10 protein-coding genes are annotated in these 13,604 nt (G+C 43.2%); 4 read left to right on the forward strand and 6 right to left on the reverse strand.

What is annotated here, in order from left to right; all coding sequences use genetic code 11:
• Window positions 1-2 precede the first annotated feature (2 nt).
• Window positions 3-1,535, reverse strand: a complete 1,533-nt coding sequence (gene guaA / locus ACZ41C_RS02145; RefSeq protein WP_464563996.1) for a glutamine-hydrolyzing GMP synthase — start codon at window positions 1,533-1,535, stop codon at window positions 3-5.
• A 74-nt stretch (window positions 1,536-1,609) separates the two neighbouring features.
• Between guaA and ACZ41C_RS02150 the strand changes: the two genes are divergently transcribed.
• Together ACZ41C_RS02150 and ACZ41C_RS02155 are read left to right on the forward strand one after the other, a co-directional pair.
• Window positions 1,610-2,335, forward strand: coding sequence for an SIMPL domain-containing protein (locus ACZ41C_RS02150; RefSeq protein ID WP_464563998.1), 726 nt, complete (start codon window positions 1,610-1,612; stop codon window positions 2,333-2,335).
• A gap of 389 nt (window positions 2,336-2,724) precedes the next feature.
• Window positions 2,725-3,267, forward strand: coding sequence for a pyridoxamine 5'-phosphate oxidase family protein (locus tag ACZ41C_RS02155; RefSeq protein ID WP_154918597.1), 543 nt, complete (start codon window positions 2,725-2,727; stop codon window positions 3,265-3,267).
• A 7-nt stretch (window positions 3,268-3,274) separates the two neighbouring features.
• Here the strand turns inward: ACZ41C_RS02155 and ACZ41C_RS02160 are convergent, their stop codons facing one another.
• Both ACZ41C_RS02160 and bshC read right to left on the reverse strand, forming a co-directional pair.
• Complete coding sequence (locus tag ACZ41C_RS02160) at window positions 3,275-4,645, reverse strand: pyridoxal phosphate-dependent decarboxylase family protein (RefSeq protein ID WP_464564001.1); 1,371 nt, start codon at window positions 4,643-4,645, stop codon at window positions 3,275-3,277.
• A gap of 69 nt (window positions 4,646-4,714) precedes the next feature.
• Complete coding sequence (bshC, locus tag ACZ41C_RS02165) at window positions 4,715-6,319, reverse strand: bacillithiol biosynthesis cysteine-adding enzyme BshC (RefSeq protein ID WP_464564003.1); 1,605 nt, start codon at window positions 6,317-6,319, stop codon at window positions 4,715-4,717.
• 267 nt (window positions 6,320-6,586) lie between these two features.
• Here bshC and ACZ41C_RS02170 point away from each other — a divergent pair, with 267 nt between their 5' ends.
• On the forward strand, window positions 6,587-9,037 hold the full coding sequence (locus ACZ41C_RS02170; RefSeq protein ID WP_464564005.1) for a M14 family metallopeptidase: 2,451 nt from the start codon (window positions 6,587-6,589) through the stop codon (window positions 9,035-9,037).
• 18 nt (window positions 9,038-9,055) lie between these two features.
• A complete protein-coding gene (locus tag ACZ41C_RS02175) occupies window positions 9,056-9,250 on the forward strand; it encodes a DUF4177 domain-containing protein (protein ID WP_464564007.1) in 195 nt (64 codons plus the stop codon).
• Between the two features lie 78 nt (window positions 9,251-9,328).
• On the opposite strand, the gene rimO is transcribed toward ACZ41C_RS02175, so the two are convergent.
• The 3 genes from rimO to ACZ41C_RS02190 all read right to left on the reverse strand — a co-directional run bounded on the left by rimO (window position 9,329) and on the right by ACZ41C_RS02190 (window position 13,594).
• Window positions 9,329-10,642, reverse strand: coding sequence for a 30S ribosomal protein S12 methylthiotransferase RimO (rimO, locus tag ACZ41C_RS02180; RefSeq protein WP_464564009.1), 1,314 nt, complete (start codon window positions 10,640-10,642; stop codon window positions 9,329-9,331).
• A 142-nt stretch (window positions 10,643-10,784) separates the two neighbouring features.
• Entirely contained in the window at window positions 10,785-11,864 is a 1,080-nt protein-coding gene (locus tag ACZ41C_RS02185; RefSeq protein ID WP_464564011.1) for a DmpA family aminopeptidase, read from the reverse strand.
• Window positions 11,865-11,923: 59 nt separating this feature from the next.
• Window positions 11,924-13,594, reverse strand: coding sequence for an amidase family protein (locus ACZ41C_RS02190; RefSeq protein WP_464564013.1), 1,671 nt, complete (start codon window positions 13,592-13,594; stop codon window positions 11,924-11,926).
• Window positions 13,595-13,604: the final 10 nt, after the last annotated feature.

The following is a 13,604-nucleotide window of genomic DNA, read 5'->3' on the forward strand; positions in this document are numbered from 1 at the left end:
AATTATTCCCATTCAATGGTGGCCGGCGGTTTGGAGCTAATGTCGTATACGACTCTATTTACACCGGGCACTTTATTGATTATATCGTTTGAAGTTTTTTGCAAAAACTCGTACGGTAAATTTACCCAATCCGCGGTCATACCATCCGTACTTTCTACGGCTCTCAAAGCGACACACTTTTCATAGGTACGCTCATCGCCCATCACCCCTACACTATTTACGGGCAAAAGCATGGCTCCGGCCTGCCAAACCTGGTCATAAAGACCCCAATCCTTCAAACCTTGTATAAAAATATGGTCTACTTCCTGTAATATGGCAACTTTTTCCCGAGTTATATCTCCCAAAATTCGTATTGCCAAACCGGGTCCTGGGAAGGGGTGCCTTCCTAATAGGTTTGGTTCCAATCCCATACTTTTACCAACTCTTCTCACTTCGTCCTTAAAAAGCATTTTTAGGGGCTCCACTACCTTAAGCTTCATAAAATCTGGGAGACCACCTACGTTATGGTGACTTTTTATAGTAGCCGATGGTCCTCCCGTTGCGGAAACCGATTCTATAACATCTGGATAAATAGTTCCTTGTGCCAACCACTTTGCATTTTCAAACTTATGTGCTTCGTCATCAAAAACTTCAATAAAAACCCTACCAATGGTCTTTCGTTTCTTTTCCGGGTCACTTTCCCCTTCCAACGCGTCCAAAAAGCGTGCCGAAGCATCCACTCCCTTAACATTCAGCCCCATGTCCTTATACTGATGCAGTACATCTTCAAATTCGTTCTTCCTGAGCAGGCCGTTATTTACAAAAATACAGTGCAAATTATCGCCTATGGCCTTGTTCAAAAGAACGGCGGCCACGGAAGAATCTACCCCACCGGATAGTCCAAGGATTACTTTCTCATCACCGATCTTAGCCTTCAGTTCGGCCACCGTGGTTTCCACAAAAGCGGCAGGTGTCCAAGTTTGCGCTACTTTGGCTATGTGTACCAAAAAGTTTTCCAAAATCTGTTTTCCATCCGTTGAGTGATATACTTCTGGGTGAAATTGTATTCCGTAAGTATCCTCCCCTATAAACTTAAACGCAGCATTTTCAACATCGTGTGTACTGGCCAATAAAATTGATTTTTCAGGGAGATTTTTTATGGTATCTGCATGGCTCATCCACACCTGGCTACCTACCTCAATATGCCTTAAAAAGGGGTCTTGTTCGTACAATTTAGCCAACTTGGCCCTCCCGTATTCCCTGGTATTGGATTTTTCAACGTTACCGCCATTAAAATGTGCCAGATACTGGGCTCCGTAACAAACTCCCAAAAGTGGTTTCTTGCCCTTAATATTACTTAAATCAGGATGCGGAGCATCTTCTGCCCTAACGGAGTGTGGCGACCCGGAAAGGATAACGGCCTTGTACTCGGTTAAATCATCCGGCAGCTTATTGTACGGTTTTATTTCACAGAAAATATTCAATTCCCTAACCCGTCTAGCGATGAGTTGTGTGTATTGGGAACCAAAATCCAGTATAAGAACATTATTTTGCATGGGCAAAAATAGCAATTTGAAGTTTTTTGAAAACTATCTTTTGGTATATTTATCAGAATTTAAAGACAATTGTTTTGAAACATATTTCAGCGATAATCTTTGCGGCCGCCATCGTAATTGCAGCATTTTTCTTGGGCAATGCGTACGTAAAAAGGGCCAATCCGCCACAGATAATTTCGGTTACGGGGTTGGGCAATGAAAACTTTACATCAGATCTAATTGTCTGGGAAGGCCAGTTTTCGGCCAACAGTACGGATCTTAAATCGGCCTTTGACCAATTGAACAACGATAAAAGTATCGTACGGGACTATTTGACCTCCAAGGGCATCAAGGACGACCAGATTATTTTCAATAGCGTGCAAACCATTGAGCAAAGGGACAACAAATACGAAAACGGAAATTATATTGGCAGCATCTTTAGGGGGTACCAACTTATGCAGACAGTAAAAATAGAGTCACAAGATGTAAGTCTGATAGAAAGCGTCTCTAGGGAAATTACGGAACTTTTAAACAAAGGGGTTCAATTCAATTCCTATCCGCCAAGGTATTATTACACAAAGTTGGCCGACCTTAAAATAGAAATGATTTCCAAGGCCACCGAAGATGCCCGGTTGAGAGCCGAAAAAATTGCGGAAAATTCAGGTAGTAACTTAGGTGAATTGGTTTCCGCTAAAATGGGCGTTTTTCAAATTACGGGTCAGAATTCCGGGGAGGATTATTCTTGGGGCGGAGCCTATAATACCGATTCAAAAAACAAAACGGCCTCCATTACCATGCGACTGGACTACAAGGTCAAGTAGTTTATTTATCAATTCAAATAATTAGATACAATCAACTGGAAATAAAATAGTTGAATCAATTCCTACAAATTGAACTTCCCACTTAAAATAATTATGGAAAAGCAAAAGCCCGGCGAATACCGGGCTTTCTCAACCAACCTAATTGGAATACAATACTGAAAAATTTCTCTTTCATAGCACTTTGCATTCCGCATTTTTAGTCGTTAAAAATTCACAAACCTTACATTTTAAAAAAGAAAAGCTCGGGAACCACCCCGAGCTTACTAATTAAAATCAAAAACCAACCTAAAAATGAATCATTAACTAAATCTTCTTTTTCATAGCAATTTGTATTTATAACAACCAAGGCATAAAAAACCCTACCCTGATTTTGTATTTTTATTAAAAAAATGATGGATTACTTTTGGAACGAACTTCAGGACGAACTTAAAAAGGGCGTTGAGGAAAAAGGACACCCCTTTAGATTTGGGACATTTGCAACCGTGGGCGTGGACAAATTGCCAAGATTGCGCACCATAGTTCTAAGGCACGTCTATGAAAACGGGCATCTTTGTTTTTATACCGATAAGCGTTCCAAAAAAGTCATCCATATTACGGAAAACCCGAACGTTAGCCTTCTTTTTTATCATCCCGAAAAACTTTTACAGGTAAAGATCGAGGGACTAGCTTCCGTAGTCACCGATGAAAACAAACTTCAGACCATGTGGAAGGACATCCCCGAAAGCAATAAAAAGGATTACACGACCGATACTGCACCGGGAAGCACCTTAAAAAATCCGGATAACTTGGAATACCTTACCGGAGACCATTTTTTCTCCATGATTGAAATTGAACCTTTTAGAATCGAATACTTAAAGTTAAAAAGACCTAACCATATTCGAATAGCCTATGCGAAGGAAGACAATTGGAAAGGTGAGTTCTTGGTTCCTTAGTGGCAACTTATTCCATACTTTTTAGAATTTCCTCAATATCGTTTTTCGTCGTATCAGGATTTATAAAGCAGAAGCGGGACACCGTTTCATAGCCATCGCCGGATTTCCATTTTGTGGGCGTTACCAAGGCAAAACCGGCGGCATGGTTTTTATAGGTCCAATTTCTATAATCCTCGGCAGACCATCCGATCCTGCGATAAAGCACACAGGAAAGACTGGGTTCCCGCACCAGCTCCGTAAATGGATTTTTTTCGATAAGCTCGCCCGCTATTTGTGCCAGTTTTATCCCCTGCTCTACGGCCCACTCGTATTTTTCCGTACCATGGGTGGCCAAGGAAAACCACAATGGGAGTCCCCTAAGTCTTCTGGTGAGTTGTATTTGGTAGTCGGAAGGATTAAACCCAAAAGCCCCCTCATCCTTAAAAATTTCCAGATAGCTGCCTTCTTGGGCATGTGCCTCCTTGGCTTCTTCCAGGTTCTTATAGAGCACAGCACCACAGTCGTAAGGTGAAAACAACCATTTATGTGGGTCGATGGTAACACTATCGGCCTTTTCTATGCCTCTAAAAAGATGTCTGACCGACTTGGATGCCAAAGCACCGCCGCCATAGGCCGCATCCACGTGAAACCAAATCGAATGGGAGCTACAGAAATTGGCTATTCCTTCCAAATCATCAATAATACCCGCATTGGTGGTACCTCCTGTGCCCACCACCGCAAAAACCCGATCTTTTTGGGAGGCCGTAAGGTTTTGATAACAGTGTTCCAATTGAGTCCCGTTCATGGCATCTTCGGAAGGTACCAAAACCACATCCGCGTCAATTACCTTGGCCATGGCCTTGATGGACGAATGTGCGCCTATGGAGGTTATCAACAAGCCTTTCTGATTTATATTTTTTGGGTTTTTTCTCCATTTTTCCCTAGCGGTGACAATAGCCGATAAATTTGCGGCCGTTCCCCCGCTGGTGAACACACCAAAAGCAGGTTCTGGCATCCCGGTCAGTGAAACCAACCATTTCATGGCCTCGTTCTCACAAAATATGCCCCCTGCCCCTTCCATCCAATACGCACCGTGGATACTGGAGGCGGAAGTCACCAGATCAAAAAGAATGGCAGCCCTAGTGGGGGCTGCGGGTACAAAGGCCAAATGCCTGGGATGATCAATAGGTACCGTTGCCTTGACCAGTACTTGCCGAAAGAGTTCAAAGGCCTTCTCGCCCCCAATACCAGAATTGGTGACCGTCTCCCCCACCAGTTTCCTGAGTTCGGATTCGGTTTTTGGTTTCCCTAGTTCTGGATTGGTCTGGGTAATTCTGTTAATGGCATACTTGACCACGTCCAAGGTCATTTCGACCATGTCTATATCTATATCGTGCATTATTATGTTTTGAATTTCCCGATTCGACCCGGGAAGTTAATTTATTTTACAGCCTTTGGAAGCTAAGAATTACTTTATGGAGAGTACCAAAAAATTCAAATCCAATGGATTTAAGTGTTTTAGAAGCATTGGTATCAATTCCTCACCATGTTCCAAATACAGTTCTGAAAAGTTCAATTGGCGTTCCTGAAGGGACTGACATGGAAAGAGTTGGTTCTGAATATCCGTCAACCGAACCACATGGTCCTCCAATTTCCTTTTTTGGGCCTTTAACAATCGTTTTTCCAATTTATCAAGGCCTTTCTTCTGCTTTACTTCCTGGGCCTTTACCGCTCCCAAAAAGGACTTGTCCGTCTGTTCGGCCAAATCGTACATCCTCTTGAACTGTTCTTCCAAAAACTTTTTCTGCGGTGAAAAATCTATGTCTATGTTCGATACCTCCCTGATTTTCTTATTGATCAAACTGTGCAGTTTTAAAAAAATGTCTTCATGGCTTATGTTCAATTTGTCCAGCTTTTCATTCTGTTTTTCGGTAATTATCAAGACCGAATTTCGCAATAATAGTATAGGAAACGGTACTTCCATGGCTTGGAACGAGGCCTTTAACTGTAACCAATACGCCAGTTCACCGCCCCCGCCTATATAGCACAAATTGGGCAATATTACTTCCTGATACAAAGGTCTTGCCACCACATTGGGCGAAAATCGTTCTGGATACGTTTGGAGCTCTTCCAGTAATTCCTCTTTTGTAAAAGACAATTGGGTATCGTTGATATAAAATTTGCCATCCCTTTCCACAATGCGCTCCCTAATGCCATCCTTAAGGTAGAAGTAGTTGATTTCCCTGGGGTTCACCTGGATACCATAATCTGGGTCCATTTGCTGTATTTCCGATATTTTTTTTGATACCGATGTAAAGGAGACTTGTTCGAATAGGTCCTTTTTAATATAGGGAACCAATAATTTCTTCAAATGATGATCGTCACCATCTACTATTACCAGCCCCTGCTCCTTGAACAATTCATTTGCCAAATAGCGTGTGGCCCTTGTCAGATTTTTATGTTTCAGGTAGGCTTCCGTGAAAAGATTTTTTAGGTAATCGGCATTTTTACTTCCTCCGATGGTATTTGAAAATATCTCGAAGACTTCATCGAGACCTTCCGTGGAAAGATGACCAACCGCCCCCGATGCATTTTTGTTCCACTGTATCTTCTTCCCTTTAAAATTGAAATAGTTGATCTCCTCAAAATCGTGGTCTTCTGCCGCCATCCAATACACGGGAACAAAATTATAATCGCCATAGGTCTCCTTTAAAACCTTGGCAAGGTTGATTGTCGAAACGATTTTATACAGAAAATACAAAGGTCCCGTGAAGAGATTAAGTTGATGCCCTGTGGTTACCGTAAAGGTATTTTCAGCATGTAAGGATTGAATGTTTTCCGATGTCAAACTGGAAGTTTTAACGTCCACGTATTGTGCTTTCAGGCTCTTTACCAAAGTCTTCCTTCCGGAAACCGAAAAATTTGCGTTTTTCTCCCGTATCTGCCTTTCAAAATTTTCCAGTTTTGGAAATTGACCGTAAAGGGATGTAAGTGTTTCTTTTTCCTCTATATAATCACAAATCAGTTTAGAAAAATAACCGGTCTTTCGAAAAGGCAAACAATCAATTTCCATATAAAATGCTTAGTACGCGTAAATATAAAACGTTCCTACTTTAGAGTTCCAAAAAATACGTTAATTAGCCCAAATGAAACCCTCATAGAGGGATTTGCAATGGTAAGTTAAATAACTCTACAAAAAGAAATGTTTAAAAATCTAACTATTGACCTAAATTTAAAGGCTTGGAATAGCCCATATAATCGTCGAAAACCCCATTTCACATGATAAAAATTATCAATAATTTGGTAGCTTTGAGACTTTTGGACACTTTAGAATCACTATATGAAAAAATTAGTACACGCTTTTCTCTTTATCTTGCCCTTGGCGTTAATTGGCCAGCTGAAATCACCCTCGGAATTTTTAGGTTATGAATTGGGCACCCAATTCACCAGGCACCATCAAGTTGTGGACTATTATCAATATCTGGCCCAACAGGAACCCAAGCGGATGCAATTGATGCAGTATGGTGAGACCAACGAAAGAAGGCCCTTACTATTGGCCTACATTTCTACGGAATCCAATATGAAGAATTTAGAGGAAATCAGGAAAGCGCACTTGAACAATATTCATGGGGAAGCATCACCCAACAAGGCCATTGTCTGGTTAAGTTACAATGTTCATGGGAACGAAAGTGTAAGTACGGAGGCCTCTATGCAGACCATTTATGAACTATTGACCAGTAAGAAGGATTATCTGGAAGACCTTGTGATCATCATGGACCCGTGTATCAATCCAGATGGTAGGGACCGATACGTAAACTGGTACAACCAATATAAAAATTCGCCCTTCAATGTGGACCCAAACAGTAAGGAACACCATGAAGGTTGGTGGAGTGGCCGAAGCAATCACTATATGTTCGACCTCAACCGTGATTGGGCCTGGCTTACCCAAGTGGAGAGTCGGCATCGATTAAAACAGTACAATAAATGGCTGCCCCACGTACATGTCGATTTTCACGAACAGGGCGTGGACAATCCTTATTACTTTGCCCCGGCAGCGGAACCCTATCATGAGGTCATTACCAATTTCCAACGTGATTTTCAGGAAACCATAGGGAAAAACCACGCCAAGTATTTTGATGCCAACGGGTGGTTCTATTTCACCAAAGAAAGGTTTGACCTCCTCTACCCTAGTTATGGAGATACGTACCCAACCTACAATGGCGGTATTGGAATGACCTATGAACAAGGCGGAAGCGGCAGGGCCGGTCTGGGAATCATCAATCGAATTGGCGACACACTTACGCTTAAGGACCGTATTGCACATCACCACACTACCGGACTATCGACTGTGGAGGTAGCCAGCAAAAATGTGGAAAAGTTGAACACGGAATTCAGAAAGTTTTATAGCCAAAAGAATTTTACCCATCAGAATTTTATTCTCAATGGAAATCCGGATAAGCTGGAAGCACTGACCAATTTATTAGATCATCACCAAATAAAATACGATAAAGGGACCAATTCAAGCTACAAGGGATTCCATTATGCCACCTCTAAATCCGGCACCCTTAGGGCATCGGAAAACAGCCTAATAGTTTCAACGGACCAGACCAGGGGAACCTTGGCCAAGGTCCTGTTCGAGCCCAACGCAAAATTGAGCGACTCCGTAACCTATGACATTACCGCGTGGTCCTTGCCCTATGCCTATGGTCTGGATGCCCTTGCTACGGAAGGCAATGTTCAGAAAACTGCCTACCAACCATCCAACAGCACCTATGGAATAGGCGATACCAATAGCTATGGGTATTTAGCGGATTGGAACAGTATGAAGGATGCGAAATTCCTGGCGGAACTTCTAAACCATAAAATACGGGTACGATATGCCCAAAAACCCTTTAGTTTGGATGGAGTAAATTATGACCGTGGAAGTTTGATCATAATAAGTGCCGATAATAAGAATGTTCCGGATTTTACACAAATACTAGACCGAGCCTCCAAAAAATTTGCAAAAAGTCTAACCCCCGCCAATACCGGATTTGTGGAAAGCGGAAAGGATTTTGGATCAAGCTATGTTGAAGTGCTCCAAGAACTAAAAATTGCCGTTTTGTCCGGTGAGCCAACATCCACCCTACGGTTTGGGGAAATCTGGCACTTTTTTGAGCAACAGCTCAATTATCCCATTACCGTATTGGACGAAAGTTATTTTAACCGGGTGGACCTATCTAAATATGACATACTCATTTTACCCGACGGCTGGGGCTACTATAGCTTTGTTACCGAGAAAGTGGCCCAAAAGATCAAGGACTGGGTAAGCAACGGTGGAAAATTGATCGCCATGGGCGGTGCTGTGGACGGACTGGCAAAACAAAAAGGATTTGGGGTCAAGGAAAAAGATTACCAACGGGACAGTACCGCGAACCTTCAGGCATTTGACACTTCGGAGCGGGAGTATATCAAATCCACCATTTCGGGCGCTATTTTTAAGACTACGGTCGATACGACAAACCCTTTGGCTTATGGATATGAGGAACCTTATTTTACACTAAAGCTTGGTGATCGCTCATACGAGTATCTGGATGGTGGAAACGCCGTATATCTAGCCGAAGGCCAGAACGTACCAGTTTCCGGTTTTGCAGGTAGCGAGGCCAAGAAGAAAATTGCCGAAACCCTTATTTTTGGAACGGAACGAATGGGAAGGGGTCATGTAATCTACATGATAGACAACCCGCTGTTCCGTGGTTTCTGGGAAAACGGTAAATTATTTTTCGCCAATGCCCTCTTTATGGTTAATTAGTCTAAAATCAATACTATTATGGCCGATTATAAGGTAGAGACCCTCATCTATTACAGCAAAATTACGCTGGATACGAAACATATCGTAAAATCCTCCCAAAAGGAAATCCAGGAAAAACTGGATGCCCATTCAAAAGACGGTTGGAAGTTGACCTCCACGGATGCGGTGAGTTTTGGGGCGGCGATTTATATCTATCTGTATTTTGAAAAGTAATATTTGTGACCTCATCACCTCTGTACCCCGCTCGAGGTGACATTACGTGGAAATAAACCTAAGAGATATCACTCTCCATTATTTATTGTTATTAAACGGCTCCCCGTACAGATCAAAATCGGCCGCATCGGTTATTTTAAGGTCTACGAATTCACCTTGTTTTAGATAGTGTTTAGTAGCATCTACCAAGACTTCGTTATCCACATCCGGTGAATCGAACTCGGTCCTGCCCACAAAATAGTTGCCTTCCTTTCTGTCGATAATGCATCGGAAGGTCCGTCCTATTTTTTCCTGGTTCAATTCCCACGAGATTTGGGACTGTATCTCCATAATTGTATTGGCACGTTCCTGCTTCACTTCTTCGGGAACATCATCCACCAAATTGTAGGCATGGGTATTTTCCTCATGGCTATAGGTAAAACAGCCCAACCGCTCGAACCTCATTTCCTCGACCCATGACTTTAGGGTTTCAAAATCGGCTTCCGTCTCGCCTGGATACCCAACGATCAACGTAGTACGGATGGCCATTTCGGGTACCGCTTCCCTAAAATCCTTTAGTAATTGTGTGGTTTTTTCCTTGGTAGTTCCCCTGCGCATACTTTTAAGGATGCTATCGGAAATATGCTGCAACGGAATATCCAAATAGTTGCAGATCTTGGGTTCCTCTCGCATCACCTCCAGAACATCCATGGGAAATCCCGTTGGAAAGGCATAGTGTAACCGTATCCATTCAATACCTTCAACCTTGACCAACTGCCGCAATAGTTCTGCCAGGTTTCTTTTCTTGTAGAGGTCTAACCCATAATAGGTAAGGTCCTGGGCTATAAGAATCAATTCCTTTACGCCTTTACTGGCAAGTTTTTCCGCTTCCGTGACGAGTTCCTCGATCGGTTTGCTTTTATGTTTGCCGCGCATTAGGGGTATGGCACAAAAGGAACAGGGCCTATCGCACCCTTCCGCAATTTTTAAATAAGCATAATTTTTAGGCGTTGTGGTCAAACGTTCGCCAATAAGCTCATGCTTATAGTCCGCCCCCAAAGCCTTTAAAAGATTGGGAAGTTCACTGGTTCCAAAGTATTCGTCCACATTGGGTATTTCCTCCTGTAAATCTGGCTTGTAACGTTCGCTCAAGCATCCGGTCACAAAAACCTTGTCTACCAAGCCTTCTTCCTTTTTTTGGACGTATTCCAAAATGGTATTTACGCTTTCCTGTTTGGCATTGGCGATGAATCCGCAGGTATTAATGACCACCACATTGCCTTCCTCCTCGTGTACCACTTCTTTGTCATTGGCACGTAATTGGCCCATAAGTACCTCAGAATCGTAGACATTTTTGCTACATCCCAAAGTTACTACATTGATTTTATGCTTCTTTAGCGTCTTTGTCCGCATGACCTATCTTACTTTATCCCTTTTTTACAAGGCGGGTGCAAAAGTACGATTTGGAATGTTAAAAATGGGCTTTAACCAACTATTTCTTCGGATTTTAGATGTACCCAAAGTCCGTGAAAAAATTGAATGGCAACTTTTCCTATTACTCAATTTTCCGATACTTCTTAAGTATTGGCAACACCTCACCCAACGGCAAGGCTTCTATTTGATGTCCGTCCCTTCCGGTCATGGTACTGGCCGAAAATAAGGAATTCAGTATGGCTTCTTCCGTTGCCTCGATGGCGGCCAAAAACAAGGGTGACATTTCATCGTTTCGCAACAATTCCATGGTATTAAACCTACGATTACTGGTATGGGCTATCCTCACAGCCTCATTGGTGGAAACCGCCATGACATAATCCCCACTTCCATTGGAGGCGATACCACCGGTTTTCGCCAATCCCATCATACCTCTTTTGGCCAAACGCTCCAGGTTTCTGGCGTCGAGTGGGGCATCGGTCATAATGACAATCATACAGGAACCATCGGCATCGTTCATAATTTTGTCCCGATATGGATATGTATTCAGTTCCTTCCCAACAGGTGCGCCATTGATTTCCAACACGCCGCCAAAATTCGTTTGCACCAAAACCCCAACGGTGAATCCGCCCAAGGATTTTGGAAGTACCCTTGAAGAAGTCCCAATTCCGCCTTTATATCCAAAACAAATCGTTCCTGTGCCGGCACCCACATTTCCCTCCTTAACCGGGCCGGAAGATGCGTTTCTTATGGCACTCATTACGTGTTCCCGTTGTACATGTCTGCCTCGAATGTCGTTCAGCCAACCGTCATTTGTTTCCCCTACTACCGAATTTACGGAGCGCACGTCTTCATTGCCGGGTAAATCCAAGGTATAGGAAATCAAGGTCTCGGAGGCTGTAGGAACGCTCAACGTATTGGTCAAGATGATCGGGGTTTCAATAGTCCCCAATTCCTTTACCTGAGTATAGCCTGCCAATTTTCCAAAACCATTGCCAATGTAAATCGCCGCGGGAACCTTTGATTGGAAGATGCTCCCGGAATGGGGTAGAATGGCCGTAACTCCGGTCCTTATATTTTCACCTTCCACCAGGGTTTCGTGCCCCACTGAAACTCCTTCAACATCCGTAATGGCATTGAATTTTCCGGTTTTCAAGACCCCGATATAGATTCCGTAATCCCGTATTCGTTTCTGTCCATTCATGATGCCGACTTGAATTAGAAAAAGTAGTATAAAAATCCTGAGGTTCATAAAACGCCTGTTTATTGATAATCCTTGGGCATTTTCCTTTTTGGAAACGATGTTTCAAAAGCTTTTCCAATCCGCAGCAAATGTGCCTCTGAGAAAGGCTTACCAATAAAGGTAAGGCCAATGGGTTCCCCACTTGATTTATACCCCATGGGTATGGTCAAGGCCGGGTATTTTGCCACGGCCGCATATCCCGCGTGGTAATTGTTGATGGATAAAATAGCATCAAGATTATGTGCATCCATCGCCGTGTCAAAAAAAGTCCGTCCACTATTTTCCAATTTGGCATTAATTTCCTCCAAACCTTCCGCCGTGGTGGAGTCGGCCAAAATACCCTCAAACAGCTCCTGACCGTAGGGAATTCGGGTCAGGGAATCGGTATTGTTAAAAACAACTGCATCGGCAACGGAAGATATTTTTACAGATTCAGGGTTCGAATACGCCTTTAAGTATTCAGGTAAGTCATTACGCATGTCAATGTTAAGAATGCTCAAAAAACCATCCATATCCACCTCAGGCGGCGTAAATTCAACAATATGGGCCCCAGCCGATTTTAACGCTTCAATAGTTTCCTTATAAATGCTGTCCCGTTCCATCAAAGGTACCATGGCGCCAAGACGCATAACGGAAAAATCTTCCGGCTGTAGACCGGCCGAAAGTATCCCGGGAAATTCTTCTCTGACAGATTTTGTATCCGATGTATCAAATCCCAACATGGCCGATAACAATATCCCATTATCGACTACATTTTTGGTCATGGGACCCGGGGTATCCAAGGTGCTTGAGATAGGAACAATTCCGGATCTGCTTAAAAGTCCGATCGTAGGTTTTAAACCGACGACAGAATTTTGACTGCTTGGCGAGAGGATAGAGCCCGAAGTCTCCGTTCCTACGGCCGCAACCGCATAATTTGCGGCCACCGAAGTACCACTTCCCGAGCTGGAACCACCTGTTTCAAATATCCTTCTTCCATACGGGTTCAAGGTCTGCCCACCCACGGCACTATACCCCACGGGACAGCCGCTGCACAGGAAATAGGCCCATTCACTGAGATTTACTTTCCCTAAAATCAAGGCACCGTTTTCCTTTAAACGTTGAACTATAAACGAATCAGCTACCTCATTATCCATCAGCGCGATACTGCCCGCAGTGGTTTTCATCCCGGTCGTATTGATGTTGTCCTTTAACAGGATGGGCATCCCGAAAATAGGATGTCGAACTACGGGGAGAGTCCCCTTTTTCTTTTGTTCGTCCAATTTTCGAGCTTCCGCCACAACCTCTTTATTTAGTGCAATTACCGTGTTCAGGGTTGTTTCATTGTTCAACTCGTATTTATAAATCCGATAGAGATAGAACAACACCAGCTTTTCGTAAGACAGGGCATTGGCATCAATGTGTTTCTGGATACTGAAAATATCCTGCTCCAATATCAAAGGCTTCAAGGCCCCATACTCGGTTTCCGTCATTTTGGAAACCTCATGATATAGGGGTAGAAAAACATCGTTCTTGTCCAGCACTTTGGATTGGATGAGTTTGTAGCGCATTCTGGATATCCCATGGTCCGCATTTGCAGCCACTTCGGCGGAATCATTGTAGGGCTCCCACAGTACTATATCCTTCTGTACCGACTCATTTTTACACGATAAGAGAAGTCCAATAACAAAGAGCATACTTAATTTCTTCATAACATTACTT

Source organism: Maribacter sp. C-4077 (assembly GCF_055378385.1).